The 13,337-nt window shown below is 67.1% G+C and carries 14 protein-coding genes; 10 read left to right on the plus strand and 4 right to left on the minus strand.

What is annotated here, in order from left to right:
* Positions 1 to 5: 5 nt before the first annotated feature.
* Entirely contained in the window at positions 6 to 842 is an 837-nt protein-coding gene (locus tag AC3WRR_RS20670) for an IclR family transcriptional regulator (RefSeq protein WP_492297977.1), read from the minus strand.
* A gap of 108 nt (positions 843 to 950) precedes the next feature.
* On the opposite strand from AC3WRR_RS20670, the gene AC3WRR_RS20675 reads away from it, so the two are divergent.
* From AC3WRR_RS20675 to AC3WRR_RS20690, 4 genes are all read left to right on the plus strand, one after another.
* The gene (locus AC3WRR_RS20675; protein ID WP_011616888.1) at positions 951 to 1,721 is read left to right on the plus strand and encodes an enoyl-CoA hydratase/isomerase family protein; all 771 of its coding nucleotides are present in this window, start codon (positions 951 to 953) and stop codon (positions 1,719 to 1,721) included.
* Between the two features lie 13 nt (positions 1,722 to 1,734).
* Positions 1,735 to 2,925 (plus strand): CaiB/BaiF CoA transferase family protein, encoded by a 1,191-nt coding sequence (locus AC3WRR_RS20680; RefSeq protein WP_492297979.1) that lies wholly within the window; start codon positions 1,735 to 1,737, stop codon positions 2,923 to 2,925.
* Positions 2,926 to 2,946: 21 nt separating this feature from the next.
* Complete coding sequence (locus AC3WRR_RS20685; RefSeq protein ID WP_492294561.1) at positions 2,947 to 4,113, plus strand: acyl-CoA dehydrogenase family protein; 1,167 nt, start codon at positions 2,947 to 2,949, stop codon at positions 4,111 to 4,113.
* Between the two features lie 63 nt (positions 4,114 to 4,176).
* Positions 4,177 to 5,181 carry a Bug family tripartite tricarboxylate transporter substrate binding protein gene (locus AC3WRR_RS20690; protein WP_010809630.1) on the plus strand — a complete coding sequence of 335 codons (1,005 nt, stop codon included), beginning with the start codon at positions 4,177 to 4,179 and terminating at the stop codon, positions 5,179 to 5,181.
* Positions 5,182 to 5,202: 21 nt separating this feature from the next.
* Here the strand turns inward: AC3WRR_RS20690 and AC3WRR_RS20695 are convergent, their stop codons facing one another.
* Positions 5,203 to 6,096, minus strand: a complete 894-nt coding sequence (locus AC3WRR_RS20695; RefSeq protein WP_492297982.1) for a LysR family transcriptional regulator — start codon at positions 6,094 to 6,096, stop codon at positions 5,203 to 5,205.
* A 133-nt stretch (positions 6,097 to 6,229) separates the two neighbouring features.
* On the opposite strand from AC3WRR_RS20695, the gene AC3WRR_RS20700 reads away from it, so the two are divergent.
* The 5 genes from AC3WRR_RS20700 to AC3WRR_RS20720 all read left to right on the plus strand — a co-directional run bounded on the left by AC3WRR_RS20700 (position 6,230) and on the right by AC3WRR_RS20720 (position 11,837).
* Positions 6,230 to 7,783, plus strand: coding sequence for an AMP-binding protein (locus AC3WRR_RS20700; RefSeq protein WP_492297984.1), 1,554 nt, complete (start codon positions 6,230 to 6,232; stop codon positions 7,781 to 7,783).
* Positions 7,784 to 7,806: 23 nt separating this feature from the next.
* Positions 7,807 to 8,991 carry an acyl-CoA dehydrogenase family protein gene (locus AC3WRR_RS20705; RefSeq protein ID WP_011616882.1) on the plus strand — a complete coding sequence of 395 codons (1,185 nt, stop codon included), beginning with the start codon at positions 7,807 to 7,809 and terminating at the stop codon, positions 8,989 to 8,991.
* A gap of 63 nt (positions 8,992 to 9,054) precedes the next feature.
* Complete coding sequence (locus tag AC3WRR_RS20710) at positions 9,055 to 10,047, plus strand: tripartite tricarboxylate transporter substrate binding protein (RefSeq protein ID WP_010809626.1); 993 nt, start codon at positions 9,055 to 9,057, stop codon at positions 10,045 to 10,047.
* Positions 10,048 to 10,126: 79 nt separating this feature from the next.
* Complete coding sequence (locus AC3WRR_RS20715) at positions 10,127 to 11,269, plus strand: CaiB/BaiF CoA transferase family protein (RefSeq protein WP_492297986.1); 1,143 nt, start codon at positions 10,127 to 10,129, stop codon at positions 11,267 to 11,269.
* Positions 11,270 to 11,654: 385 nt separating this feature from the next.
* A complete protein-coding gene (locus tag AC3WRR_RS20720) occupies positions 11,655 to 11,837 on the plus strand; it encodes a hypothetical protein (RefSeq protein ID WP_454750662.1) in 183 nt (60 codons plus the stop codon).
* Between the two features lie 219 nt (positions 11,838 to 12,056).
* On the opposite strand, the gene AC3WRR_RS20725 is transcribed toward AC3WRR_RS20720, so the two are convergent.
* Together AC3WRR_RS20725 and AC3WRR_RS20730 are read right to left on the minus strand one after the other, a co-directional pair.
* Entirely contained in the window at positions 12,057 to 12,281 is a 225-nt protein-coding gene (locus tag AC3WRR_RS20725) for a DUF2188 domain-containing protein (protein WP_011616879.1), read from the minus strand.
* 100 nt (positions 12,282 to 12,381) lie between these two features.
* A complete protein-coding gene (locus AC3WRR_RS20730) occupies positions 12,382 to 12,651 on the minus strand; it encodes a GDCCVxC domain-containing (seleno)protein (RefSeq protein ID WP_492297988.1) in 270 nt (89 codons plus the stop codon).
* Between the two features lie 148 nt (positions 12,652 to 12,799).
* Here AC3WRR_RS20730 and AC3WRR_RS20735 point away from each other — a divergent pair, with 148 nt between their 5' ends.
* Complete coding sequence (locus tag AC3WRR_RS20735) at positions 12,800 to 13,240, plus strand: MerR family transcriptional regulator (protein WP_058698628.1); 441 nt, start codon at positions 12,800 to 12,802, stop codon at positions 13,238 to 13,240.
* The last annotated feature ends 97 nt before the right edge of the window (positions 13,241 to 13,337 follow it).

Below are 13,337 nucleotides of genomic sequence, written 5' to 3' on the forward strand. Positions count from 1 at the left end.
CCGGATTATCCGGCGGCGCGGCGCCAGGCCTCCTGGATGTCCGCCACCAGCCGCTCCAGCTGGGCCGCATAGCGGGCATTGTCGCGGCTGCGCTCGCTCTCGTTGAACGGGAAGCTGATATTGAGCCCGTAAAGCTGCTGGTCCGGCCCGGAAAATGCGGCCCCCACGGCCAGCAGGTGCCCGGGCTGGTAGGCCGCGGTGCAATAGCCGTGCCGCTGCGCCTGGGCGATGCCGCGCAGCACCTTGGCCCGCATGTTGATCCAGTCCTCGCCCTGGCGCGCGGCGATGCCGGCCAGCAGGTCCTCCCTCACTCCCTCAGGCTGCGCCGCCAGCCATGACAGCCCGATCGCCGTCATCTCCATCGGCACGCGGGTTCCCGGCACCACGCGCCGCGTGCGCGACACGCTATCGCGGCTGTGCCGGATCGACGCCAGGTACACCATCTCCAGCTGGTCGCCCACGGCCAGCCCCACGTTGACCTTGCCGGCCTCGGCCACCTCGCGCATCAGCGGCAAGGCAATGTCCGGCGCGCGGCTGGACTGGTGGAAGGCATCGGCCAGGCTCAGCACCACCGGCGCCAGCCGGTAGGCGCGTTCGTTCACGTCATAGCGCAGGAAGCCGGCATCCACCAGCGAGCGCGTCAGCCGGCTGACGGTGGGGCGCGGCAGGCTGGTGCGCACCGCCAGCTCGGCATTGGTCAGGCTGGTGGTGCCAACACGGAAGGCCCGCAGCAGCACCAGCCCGCGCTCCAGCGACTGGCTGCCCGCGGTGTCGCGGGTAAAGCGGCCGGTCTGGTGCGTGACGCGGCGGGTGGAGGGCTCTGGCAGCACGGCGTCCGGCATCGCCATAATTTCAGTTAGTGAAATTAGAGTATAGCGGTACGGCCGCGCGGCGCGAATACTGTGTCCATCCCGGCCCCCGAGCCGATCCACCACAGAGGAACGCCCCGCATGTCAGCCGACGCCAATATCCAGGTCACCCATGAAGGCCACGTCGCCCGCATCGTCCTGTCCCGCCCACCGCACAATTTTGTCGATGCCGACATCATGCGGCGCCTGGCCGACACCCTGCAGGCGCTGGACGACAACGAGAACTGCCGCGCCATCGTGCTGGCGTCCGGCGTCAGCGCCTTCTGCGCCGGGGCCGACTTCAGCGGCGCCGACCAGGGCGCGATAGCCAACGACCCGGGCGGCTTCTACGCGCATGCGATGAGGCTTTACCGCAACCGCAAGCCGATCGTGGCCGCGGTGGAAGGCGCCGCCATCGGCGCCGGCATGGGGCTGGCGCTGGTGGCGGACTTCCGCGTGACCTGCGCCGAGGCACGCTTCAGCGCCAACTTCAACCGGCTGGGCTTTCACCCCGGTTTCGGCATGAGCCTGACGCTGCCGCGGCTGGTGGGCGAGCAGCAGGCCGCGCTGCTGTTCTATACCGGCCGGCGCATCACCGGCACCGACGCGGTCGAGATCGGCCTGGCCGATGAACTGGTGGAAAAGGCGCAGGTCAATGCCCGCGCCATGGCCCTGGCGCAAGAGATCGCCGCCTCTGCCCCGCTGGCCGTGGAATCCACGCGCGCCACGCTGCGCGAAGGGCTGGCCGACCGCATCGCCGAGATCAACCAGCGCGAACTGGCAATCCAGCACGGACAGTTCCGCAGCGAAGACTTCCGCGAGGGCGTCGCCGCCATGGCCGCGCGCCGCGCCCCTGTTTTCAAGCGCCGTTGAAGGAGTGGCCCCGATGAGCGAACAAGACACCCGCGCCACGCCGGCCGGCCCGCTGGACGGCATCCGCGTGCTCGACCTCACCGCGGTCGTGCTCGGGCCGCTGGCCACGCAGGTGCTGGCCGACTTTGGCGCCGACGTGATCAAGATCGAAGGGCCCGAGGGCGACCTGATGCGCGCCAACGGCGTCTCGCAGCACGCCGGCATGAGCTCGATCTACCTGGCGCTGAACCGCAACAAGCGCTCGGTCGTGCTCGACCTGAAGACCCCCGAGGGCGCCGAGGCGCTGCGCGGGCTGATCGCCAGCGCCGACGTGCTGGTGCACAACATGCGCGTAGCCGCGATCGAGCGGCTGGGCTTCGGCTATGCCGAAGTGGCGCGCATCAATCCGCGCATCGTCTACTGCGTGGCCACCGGCTTCGGCCAGGACGGTCCGCACCGCGACAAGCCGGCCTTCGACGACATCATCCAGGCCGGCTGCGGGCTGGTCGCACTGGGTTCCGCCACCGGCGATCGCCCCGAGTACGTGCCCAGCCTGATCGCCGACAAGACCACCGGGCTGGCACTGGCCAACGCCGTGCTGGCAGCCCTGCTGTACCGCGAGCGCCACGGCGTCGGCCAGTCGGTGGAGGTGCCGATGCTGGAGACCATGACCGCGTTCGTGATGGCCGAGCACCTGGGCGGCCTGACCTTCGAGCCCGCACCCACAGGCGCCGGCTACGCCCGCCTGCTGCAGGGCGGGCGCCGACCCGCGCCGACCCGCGACGGCTGGATCTGCGCCCTGCCCTACACCGAGCGCCACTGGCAAGCCTTCTTCCGCGCCGTGGGCCGCGACGACCTGGCCGAGCGCTACGAGGTGGCCGACCGCGCGCAGCGCAACGCCAATTTCCGCGCGCTGTACGGTCACCTGGCCGAGTTGACGCCGGCGCGCACCACCGATGAATGGATGGCGCTGTTCGAGTCGCTCGACATCCCCGCCACGCCGATCTACGGCCTGGACGCGCTGGTCGACCACCCGCACCTGCGCGCCGTCGGCCTGTTCCAGGAAACGCAGCACCCCACCGAAGGCCCGCTGCGCGAAGTGCGCCCCGCCGCGCGCTTCTCGGCCACGCCGCTGTCGCTGCGCCGCCATGCGCCGGGACTGGGCGAACACACCGCCGAAGTCCTGCAGGAGCTGGGCCTCGCGCAAGGCGTCAGCCAACCATAACGAATCAGCAGGAGACAGGGCATGAACTTTGAACTGGACGGCGAACACCGGATGCTCAAGGACCTGGTCGCGCGCTTTGTGCGCGAGCAGCTGATCCCGCTGGAACCCGCGGTGCTGGCGCGCGAAGCCGCCGGCGGGCAGATGACGCTGCTGCCGGAAGAGCATGCGCGGCTTGACGCGATGTCGCGCGAACTGGGCCTGTGGGGCCTGGATGCGCCCACGGAGATGGGCGGCGCCGACCTGCCCACGGTGGCCATGGTGGGTGTCAACGAAGAACTGGGCAAGACCATCACGCCCTACGAATTGCCGCCGGACTCGCCCAACCTGCGCATGCTGATGCTGAGCGCCAGCGAGGCCCAGCGTGAGCGCTACCTGGCCCCTTACGCGCGCGGCGAGACCGTGTCGGCCATCGCCATTTCCGAACCCGGCGCCGGCGGCGACCCCGCCATGATGACCACGCGCGCCGAACGCGACGGCGAGCACTGGGTGCTCAATGGGCGCAAGATCTGGATCAGCCGCGCGGCACGCGCCGACTGGACCATCGTCATGGCCGTGACCGACAAGGCCAAGGGCGCGCGCGGCGGCATCTCGGCCTTTATCGTCGAGCGCGGCACGCCGGGCTTCCGGGTGGAGCGCCGCATCCCGATGATCGGCGGCGCATCGACTTACGAGGTGGTGCTGGAAGACTGCCGCATCCCCGCCTCGCAGCTGCTGGGCACCGAGGGCCAGGGCTTTGCGCCGATGCAGGCGCGGCTGTCCACGCGCCGCGTGCAGATGGCCGCGTGGTGCATCGGCCGGGCGCAGCGGGCGCTGGACATGATCTGCGAGTACGCGCCGCAGCGCCAGACCTTCGGCGCGCCGCTGGCGCAGCGCCAGGCGATCCAGTGGTGGGTGGCCGACGCCGCCACGCGCATCCACGCGTGCCGCCTGATGACCTACGAAGCCGCCAGCCGCATCGACGCCGGCGACGAGGCCCGCACGCAGGTATCGATGATCAAGGTATTCGCCACCGAGATGGCGTGGGACGTGATCGACCACGCCATGCAGACCTTCGGCGCGATGGGCATGACCAAGGAGCTGCCGCTGCAGCAGATGGCCAACGAGACCCGTCTGATGCGCATCTACGAAGGGCCCAGCGAGGTGCACCGCTGGGTCATCGCACGCGACCTGCTCGGCTTGCGCCGTTAGGCCCCCCGCTTATCCCCTTGCACCGGCGGGAACACGCCGGGCATTCCACGCTCAGGAGACACCATGCAACAGGTTTTCCGTTCCCGCCGCCGCTTCCTTGGACTGGCTGCCGCCGCACTGGCGGCCATCGGCACCGCCACGCCGCTGGCGGCACCCGCCGCCGAGTCCGCCGACGCCTTCCCGTCCCGCCCGATCCGCTTTGTCGTGCCCTTCCCTTCCGGCAGCGGCACCGACACCACCGCGCGCATGTTCGCCAAGAAGATCGGCGAGCTGACCGGCCAGGGCGTGGTGGTGGAGAACAAGCCCGGCGGCAACGGCTTCATTGGCGTGCAGACCGCGCTGAACGCGCCGCCAGACGGCTACACCGTCTTCATCGGCAGCAATTCCACGCTGTCGACCAACGCCGCCACCTTCCGCAAGCTGCCGTATGACCCGCTGACCGACTTTGCGCCGATCACGCTGCTGTCGCGCGGGCCATGCGTGATCATCGTGCCGGCAAGCTCGCCCTACCGCACGCTGACGGAACTGCTGGAAGATGCCCGCAAGCGCCCCGGCGCGCTCAATTACGGCTCGGGCTCGATCTCCTACACGCTCTACTCCGAGTGGCTCAACGAACTGGCCCGCATCAAGACCACCGCCGTGCCGTACAAGGGCGCTGGCGATGCCATCAACGGCGTGATGGCGGCCAATGTCGACTTCGCCGTGGTGGATGCCACCGGCGCCATCGAACTGGTCCGCGGCGGCAAGGTCCGCGCGCTGGCCTACACCGCGCCGCAGCGCTCGCCGCTGCTGCCGGACGTGCCCTCCATCGCCGAAGCCGGCCTGCCGGACTTCCTGGCCTACAACTGGGTAGCCGCGGCGGTCTCGGCAAAGACGCCGCCGGCAGTGGTGAAACGGCTGCAGGACCTGTTTGCGCAGGCCGGCAGGGCCCCGGATGTGCGCGAGTACTACACGCGCCAGTCGACCAAGCTGATCCTGTCATCGCCTGCCGAAATGCTGCAGTACCAGAAGGACGAGATCCAGCGCTGGAAGCGGCTGGCGGAGGTGGCCAAGATCCCGCTGCAATAACCGCGTGGCCCTGCCGCTGCCTCAGCGGCTGTGCTCGCTCAGCAGCACCGTCAGGCGCTGCGCCAGCGGCGACAGGTAGGCGCCCTCGCGCGAGATCACGCCGATGTTCCGGCGCAGGTCCAGCTCCTCCACGCCCAGCGGCAGCACGCGCAGGCCGTGCTGCATGGCATCGCCGCCTTCATTGGCGATGCTCAGCATCTGCGTGCCCTGCATCAGCGCAAACAGCGAACTGCTGCCAAAGTCGATCTCGATGCGCGGCTGCGGCTCCGGCAGGCCGCGCTGGCGGAACGCCGCGTCCACCTGCTGGCGCAGCGTGATATGCCCTTCGGGCAGCAGCCATTCCTGGTCCGCCAGGTCCGCCAGCCGCAGCTTGCGCCGCTGCAGCAAGGCATGGCCCTCGTCCGCCACCACCACCAGCCGGTCGTCAAAGAGCGGCTGCACCGTCAGGCCGGTCGATGAGGCTGCCAACGGCGCCGGTGCCACCGCCACATCCAGTTCCCCCGCCGCCAGCAGGTCCAGCAGGTCGCGCGCCAGCCTGCGGCGCAGCCGCAGCCGTGCCACGGGACGCTCGCGCACCAGTTGCCGGCAAGCGCCCAGGATCACGTTGCCCGGGATCGACGGCGAATAGCCCACGCGCAGGATGCCCTGCTCGCCGGTGCGGATGCCCAGCATCTCCTTGATGCCGTCCTCGTATTCCAGCTGGATGCGCCGCGCCCGCTCCAGGAAGCGCGTGCCGGCGTAGGTGGCGGTCATGCCGTTGGCGGTGCGCTCGAACAGCGGCAGCCCGGCCTGGGTCTCCACCCGCTGCACCGCCTTGGTCAGCGCCGGCTGGCTGATTCCCAGCGCGTCGGCGGCACGGCCGATGCCGCCGTGCGCCGCCACGGCGAGGATGTATTCGATATCCCGCGTCTCCATTGCCTCACATTCCCGATGGTTATGGCTTTATAGCCAATGCTTCATTGTGGTGATGCCAGCCATCTTACAGACTACGGCGCACGAGCACACGTAAAAGCGCTCACCGGAATCAACAGGCATCAACGGAGACAGCATGGGTTTCGCGTATTTCCTGCGCCGCGCCGCGCGCTACTGGGGCGACCAGCCCGCCATCCTCTACCAGGACCGGGTGGTGACCTATCGCCAGCTGGACCAACGCTCAACGCGCCTGGCCAATGCGCTGCTGGCACTGGGCCTGCAGCCCGGCGACCGCGTCGCGGTGCAGTCGCGCAACCGGCCCGAGCTGGTCGAACTGGAATGCGCGCTGTACAAGGTGGGTCTGGTCAAGGCGGCGCTCAACCCGCGCTTCACCGCGGCCGAGGCCAGCGACGTGGTCGGGAACTGCACCCCGCGCGTGCTGATCGCCGGCCCCGGCTACACCGGCTATGCGCGCACCACGGCCGGCTTCGGCAGCATCGAGACCTTTATTGCCATCGGCGATGCGCCGGCGGGCTATGTCGAGTATGAAGCGCTGCTGGCCAATGCCGGCACCACGCCGCCTGACATCACCCCCGCCCCCGACGACCTGGCCGTGCTGCACTTCTCGTCCGGCTCCACCGGCAAGATCAAGGCTGCCATGCAGAGCTACGGCAACCGCATGGCGGCGCTGCGCAAGATGGTGTCCGGCATGGACCGCCCGGCCCGCCCCGGCGACCGGCTGGCGCTGATCGGGCCGGTCACGCACGCCTCCGGCATGCTGATGCAGCCCTACCTGTACCAGGGCGCCACGCTGGTGCTGTTCGAGAAATTCGAGCCCGCGCACTTCCTGGCCGAGGTGGCGCGGCTACGCATCACCCACGTGTTCATGGTCCCGGCCATGATCAACATGCTGCTGGCCGAGCCCACGCTGGCCCAGGCCGATCTGTCCAGCCTGAAGACCCTGGCCTACGGTGCCGCGCCAATGGCACCGGCACGCATCCGCGAGGCCTGGGAGCGCATCGGCCCGATCCTGTCGCAGGGCTATGGCGCCAGCGAATCGACCTCGGGCGTCACACGTCTGTCCACCACCGACCATGCCGACGCCATTGCCAACCACCCTGAGCGCCTGGCCTCCTGCGGCCGCGCCCTGGGCGAGACCGAAGTGCGCGTGGTCGACGAGCAAGGCAAGGAGGTCGCCGTGGGCGAGATCGGCGAGCTGGTGATCCGCGGCGAAGACGTGTTCCACGGCTACTTCAACGAGCCCGCGCTGACGCGCGAGACCATCATCGATGGCTGGCTGCACACCGGCGACATGGCGCGCGTGGACGAGGCCGGCTACCTGTACCTGGTCGACCGCAAGAAGGACATGATCATCTCCGGCGGCTTCAACGTCTATCCGACCGAAGTGGAAGCCACGCTGTACCAGCACCCCGACGTACTGGAAGCCTGCGTCATCAGCGTGCCGGACGACACCTGGGGCGAAAGCGTCAAGGCCGTGGTCACGCTGCGCCCCGGGCGCGAGGCCACCGCGCAGCAACTGATCGCACACTGCCGCGAGCGCATTGCCGACTACAAGTCGCCGCGCTCGGTGGACTTCGTCGCCGAGCTGCCCAAGAACGCCAGCGGCAAGCTGGCCCGCAAGATCGTGCGCGAACGCTACTGGCAAGGCGTCGGGCGCCGCGTGAATTGAGGACTGAGCTGAAGGAGCCCGCCATGTTCGATCACCTGACCAATCCCGTACTGCTGGAAACCCGCGCCGGCATCCGCCGCTTTATCGACGAAGAACTGCGCCCGCTGGAACAGGAACTCGGCCTGGGCTCTGAAGACCCGTGGCCGCGCGAGACCCTGCGCAAGGTCTGGCGCCGCTCCAGCGAGCTGGGCTTCTACGCCGCGTGCCTGCCGACATCGCTCGGCGGCAAGGGCCTGAACATCCAGGAGCAATGCGCGCTCAAGGCCGACCTGGCCGCCAGCGGCTCCACCCTGGCCGCGCACGTGCTGGGCGACCTGGGCGGCCCGCCGCGCGTGGGCAACATGCTCAAGTACGCCACGCCGGACCAGCTCAAGCGCTACTTCGAGCCCGTGATCCGCGGCGAGAAGTCGACCTGCTTCGCACTGACGGAAACGCATTCCGGCTCCGACGCACAAAGCATCAGGACCTCGGCCGTGGCCGATGGCGACGAGCTGGTCATCAACGGCGGCAAGCACTACATCAGCGGCGCGCCGTTCGCCGACTTTGCCATCGTCATGTGCGTGACCGACGCCACCACCACGCCGCCGGCCATCACCGCGGTGCTGGTCGACCTGGACCTGCCGGGCGTGACGGTAAGCAACGAGTACGTGCCGATGTCGGGCCAGCATATCGACGGCGACATCCGCTTCGAGAACGTGCGCGTGCCGCGCGCCAATATCTTTGGCGGCGAAGGCAACGGCTTCAAGCTGGGCATGTCGCGCATCAACGTGAACCGCCTGCTGCACTGCCCCAGCATGCTGGGGCTGGCCACCAGGGCATATGAGTCGTCGGTGGCATATGCCGGCCAGCGCCGCCAGTTCGGCGGGCCGATCGCGCGCTTCCAGGCGATCCAGCACATGCTGGCCGACATGGCCGCCGCGCTGTGGGCCTGCGAGAGCATGATCACGCATACCGCCGCGCTGGCCGATGCCGGCGCCGACCTGCGCATGAAGGCTGCGGCGTGCAAGCTCTTTGTCTCGGAGCGCTGCTTCGAGGTGGCGGACAAGGCCGTGCAGATCCACGGCAACGTCGGCGTCACGCGCGGCCATCCGGTGGAGCAGACCTTCCGCAAGCTGCGCATGTTCCGCATCTTCACCGGCACCAGCGAGATCCAGCGCAACACCATTGCGCGCGCTATCCTTGAACCGCTGCAGCAGCAGAAGGCCTGACCGTGCCGGCGGCACGGTCGCCGCCGGCATGAACACCATAAGACAAGACCACGGAGACCAAGCATGAACCGCCGAAACTGGCTTGCCACCGCCGGCGCCGCCGCGCTGGGCAGCCTGCTGCTGCCGGCCCGCGCCGCCAGCGCTTCATCCAGCTACCCCAGCCGCCCGATCCGGCTGATCGTTCCGTTTATCGCCGGCAGCACACCCGACAACGTGGCCCGCACGCTGTCGGCGGAGCTGGGCAAGAAGCTCGGCCAGCCGCTGGTGGTCGAGAACATGCCCGGCGCCGGCGGCATCATCGGCGCCAGCGCGCTGCGCCGGGCCGCGCCCGATGGCTATACGCTGGGCATCCTGGCCAATGCGCACGTGATCAACGTGCACATGTACCGCAAGATGCCATACGATCCGATCCACGACTTCACGCCGATCACGGCCCTGTCCGGCGGACCGTCCGCGCTGGTGGTGCCGGTCTCGTCGCCCTACAAGACCGCTGCCGAACTGATCGCCGCCATGAAGAAAGCGCCGGGCAAGTTCAACTACGGCTCCGGCGGCAAGGGCAGCATCGCCCATCTTGCGGTGGAAACCATGCTGCACCAGACCGGCTGTGACGCCGTGCATATCCCTTACAAGGGTGCGCCGGAAATCATCACCGCCATGCTGACCGGACAAACCCAGTTCGGCATGCCGGTGCTCGGCACCGCAACGCAATACGTGCGCAATAACCAGGTCAGGGTGCTTGCCGTCACTGCGGCCACCCGTTCGCCGTTCTTCCCGGACGTGCCAACCATGGCCGAAGCCCTGCCCCCGGGCTTTGTCATCGACAACTGGAGCGGCCTGTTCGCACCGGCCAACTTCCCGGCCGAACTGACCCAGAAGCTGCATGCCGCCGTCGGCGCCCTGCAGACGGCCGGCGTGTTTGATGCCCAGCTCAAGGCCAATGCCGGCGAACTGCGCCGCAGCGCCTCGCCCGCGCAGTTCGGCACCATTGTCGCCAGCGACAACGCGCGTTACGGCGACCTGATGAAGTCGATCGGCATGGTCGGCGACCTGGGGTGAGCGTCCGGTCCGCCCCGCGCCGCACGCCACCTTCCGCGCGTGCGGCACCCCTTCTTTCGTTCTCCCCCCAGGGCGCTGTATGAAGTCAGAATGGTCTTGCCTCAAGGACGTCACCATCATCGACGTCAGCCAGTTGCTGCCCGGTCCGCACGCATGCAGCCTGCTGCGGCAACTGGGTGCCGATGTCATCAAGGTAGAGCAGCCCGGCACCGGCGACACTGCGCGGCAGCTTGGTCCGACGGTGTTTGCACAGTTCAATCGCGGCAAACGCTCGGTAGCGCTGGACTTGAAGACCGATGCTGGCCGCGAAGCCTTCCTTGACCTGGTCCGCAATGCCGATGCCGTGGTGGAAGGCTTCCGCCCCGGCGTGATGGCGCGACTCGGGCTGGGCTATGAAGCACTGGCGGCGGTCAATCCGGCCATCGTGCTGTGTTCGGTCTCGGGCTTCGGCCAGACTGGCCCCTATGCCAGCCACGCCGGGCATGACCTGAACTACCTGGCGCTGGCCGGCTATTGGGCGACGCCGGTGCAGGTGCACGACAAGGTCTCGCGCCCGCGCGTGCGGGTGTCGGATTACGCCGCATCCGGCTACGCGGCGCTGTCGCTTGCAGTGGCGATCATGAGTGCGCACCAGAACGGGCAGGGGCAACATCTGGATGTCTCGATCCATGACGCGATCCTGTCGTGGACCGCCCATGGCGCCTGGGCCGCCCGCGGGCATGAGGCATCGCCGCAGGCATCCCCTACCGTGATGCCGGAGAACGATCTCTTCGAGACGCGCGATGGCCTGCATCTGGCGATGGGCATCCTCGAGAACAAGTTCTGGGTCAACCTGTGCGAGGCGCTGGGTGATGAGTTCCCGGCCCTGCGCGATCCGCGTTTTGCCACGCGTGCCGGACGGTACGGGCACAAGGTGGAGGTCAATGACCTGATGGCGGCGGTGTTCCGCACGCGCGACCTGGCCGAGTGGGAGGCGTTCTTCGGGCCGCTGGATATTCCGTTCTCGCCATTGCTGGGGGCGACGGCGCTGTTTGAGGATCCGCATGTGCAGGCGCGGGAGGTGGTGCGGTCCGTACCCGCGGAAGGCGGGATTGCTGTGAATTTTCCGGTGAAGTTTTCGTTGGGGTTGCCGGAGGGGGAGGATTTTGTGGCTCAGGTGGGGGAGCATAGTGTGGACGGATCCCTGCCAAAGATCTTCGCTGGCGGGATCGGGAACGCATAATTTGGCTTAGTTCCATGCCGCGACCACCTCGCATTCCAAGACTCAACGATTTCCGACTCGCCTGAGTTGCCGCAAGCTTCGCCCGCCTCTTCCGAATGCGACATCTCTTATCGCCTGCATGACTCTGGCAGGAAATACTGGTTGCGTCATCGGATCGCCGGTGACCGGGCGTGGAAACCCGAGGTGTCTCCGGGCAGGAGAGTCGCATCCCATACGGCACTCCTGCGTGCTCGCATGAACGCATCGTTCCATGGCGGGCCAGGCGAGGCAGCCGCAAGGCTGGCTGGTTTTCCCGGAGACTGGTTTCCACCCTCGCTGTCTGGCCCGCCACCTTCACCTTCACCTTCAAATGAGTGGCGCGCCTTAACCTGCTATGGAGTCAGTAATGGTCGATGCAATCGAAACCAACGCGTGCCTGCATGAAGTGCGTGCCGGCATTGATGGCGTACTCGTACTGCTGGAGCAGCAAAGCGTGCGCTCGGAAGCGTGCTTCAGCGCGCTCTGCCTGCTTGAAATGGTGAAGGCAAAGCTGGATACCTTGATGGCGGCCGGGCCGCTTGCGGGATAGCAATGCCTCTGGTCTGGCGGTGCTTCGGCACCGCCAGACAGTCCTCGTGGAAGCCGCATCAAGCGTGGCCGTTCGAGCGGATCTGCCGGACAGTATCTCCCCTCAAGGAATTTGGCAGACACTGCCTGGCAAATGTGCGCCCAAAACATCACTTGAGCTCACCACCCTTTCCCAGGCGTTCTCCTTGCCCTTTTTCGCCGCTTCACAGCTAGTACGGCGTCACCGCCGCGCCTCCTGTTGCTCGTCGCCGCACGCGTTGCGCAATTGCACATCCCCGTCGTGACGATGTATGTGCAATTCGGCGTTCTCTCGTCTGGCCACCCCCCAACCCGCAGCGATTGCCGCCTCCATGGTCGGAAATTTCTGGGCCTTTATATTGAGGCCGCCGAACTCCAATGCCCAACCATCTTCTGCGGGCAGAACGCGAATGATCCGCGATTGCATAATGACCCCTCTCTGAATTCCCCGCGACGTATAACGGGCGTCGCGTAATGTCGAGCAAAAACATGTTCCGCTGGCAAGCGGAGCTGGGTAAGAGGCGGGATCATCCGGGGGGAGCCGAATCGAGGGTACGTCGTGCATCGCTGTACCTGCGTCGGCGAACACACGAGCAGGAATGCTGCTGCATGGGCGGGCACCTTTCGCTGCCGTATGAGCAGAAGACGCAGCAATCACCGGCCTTGGTCCTTAGCATCGCGTGGCAGCACTCGCACTCATAGCACCACTGGCAGGCATCGATGGGCATGGTTTCTTCTTTTGCATGCGCGCACTTGGGGCAGGTGATGATTGACTGCAGCTTGACGGCGCTCATCATTTCTCTTTGCCTCACGGCCGATGGGCAGCAGACGGTCACCGTGCCTGGCGCTCCGATCCCTGTCGTTACCCATCGAAACGCAATCCGCCCTTCCCGTATGTGCGGTTTAGGCGTAGCGTAGGTCCGTACCAAGGTACGGAGTCAAGCGATGGAGCACACACTAACAATCGGGAAGCTGGCCAAGGCGGCTGGTGTTGGCGTGGAGACGGTACGCTACTACCATCGGTGCGGCCTGCTGCCGGTGCCGGAGCGTGCCTATGGCGCCATTCGACAGTATTCGCAGCAGAGCTTGCAGCGGCTTCATTTCATTCGCCAGGCCCAGTCGCTCGGGTTCACCCTGGATGAAATCCGGGTACTGCTGCGACAGAACGATGGCAGCACGTGCAGCACAGCCCGCGCACTGGCCGAGCAAAAGCTCAGTCTTGTTGAGGAAAGAATGAAGGATCTGCGACGAATGCGAGCGGAACTGAAGAATCTCATTGGGCAATGCCACGCCAATGGCAATGAGGCTTCTTGTCCCTTGATTGACACATTGTCTGCCGACATGAGAGCAGAGAACGCTCGTGACGCTCCATTCCGGCATCGGTGAACGAGGTACCCGCTGAGTCCGTCCGGTACACCGCTCGATGTGCCGGCGGTGTACATAGGAACGGTTGTGCCGGCCAAACGGCAAGCAGCGTGACGCG

The organism is Cupriavidus sp. FW305-3-2-15-C-LB2 (genome assembly GCF_058787575.1).

Bases quoted from the DNA above. Each gene is read 5' to 3' on its own strand.
- AC3WRR_RS20670 (WP_492297977.1), bottom strand. From the start codon at position 842: ATGCCGGACGCCGTGCTGCCAGAGCCCTCCACCCGCCGCGTCACGCAC.
- AC3WRR_RS20675 (WP_011616888.1), top strand. From the start codon at position 951: ATGTCAGCCGACGCCAATATCCAGGTCACCCATGAAGGCCACGTCGCC.
- AC3WRR_RS20680 (WP_492297979.1), top strand. From the start codon at position 1,735: ATGAGCGAACAAGACACCCGCGCCACGCCGGCCGGCCCGCTGGACGGC.
- AC3WRR_RS20685 (WP_492294561.1), top strand. From the start codon at position 2,947: ATGAACTTTGAACTGGACGGCGAACACCGGATGCTCAAGGACCTGGTC.
- AC3WRR_RS20690 (WP_010809630.1), top strand. From the start codon at position 4,177: ATGCAACAGGTTTTCCGTTCCCGCCGCCGCTTCCTTGGACTGGCTGCC.
- AC3WRR_RS20695 (WP_492297982.1), bottom strand. From the start codon at position 6,096: ATGGAGACGCGGGATATCGAATACATCCTCGCCGTGGCGGCGCACGGC.
- AC3WRR_RS20700 (WP_492297984.1), top strand. From the start codon at position 6,230: ATGGGTTTCGCGTATTTCCTGCGCCGCGCCGCGCGCTACTGGGGCGAC.
- AC3WRR_RS20705 (WP_011616882.1), top strand. From the start codon at position 7,807: ATGTTCGATCACCTGACCAATCCCGTACTGCTGGAAACCCGCGCCGGC.
- AC3WRR_RS20710 (WP_010809626.1), top strand. From the start codon at position 9,055: ATGAACCGCCGAAACTGGCTTGCCACCGCCGGCGCCGCCGCGCTGGGC.
- AC3WRR_RS20715 (WP_492297986.1), top strand. From the start codon at position 10,127: ATGAAGTCAGAATGGTCTTGCCTCAAGGACGTCACCATCATCGACGTC.
- AC3WRR_RS20720 (WP_454750662.1), top strand. From the start codon at position 11,655: ATGGTCGATGCAATCGAAACCAACGCGTGCCTGCATGAAGTGCGTGCC.
- AC3WRR_RS20725 (WP_011616879.1), bottom strand. From the start codon at position 12,281: ATGCAATCGCGGATCATTCGCGTTCTGCCCGCAGAAGATGGTTGGGCA.
- AC3WRR_RS20730 (WP_492297988.1), bottom strand. From the start codon at position 12,651: ATGATGAGCGCCGTCAAGCTGCAGTCAATCATCACCTGCCCCAAGTGC.
- AC3WRR_RS20735 (WP_058698628.1), top strand. From the start codon at position 12,800: ATGGAGCACACACTAACAATCGGGAAGCTGGCCAAGGCGGCTGGTGTT.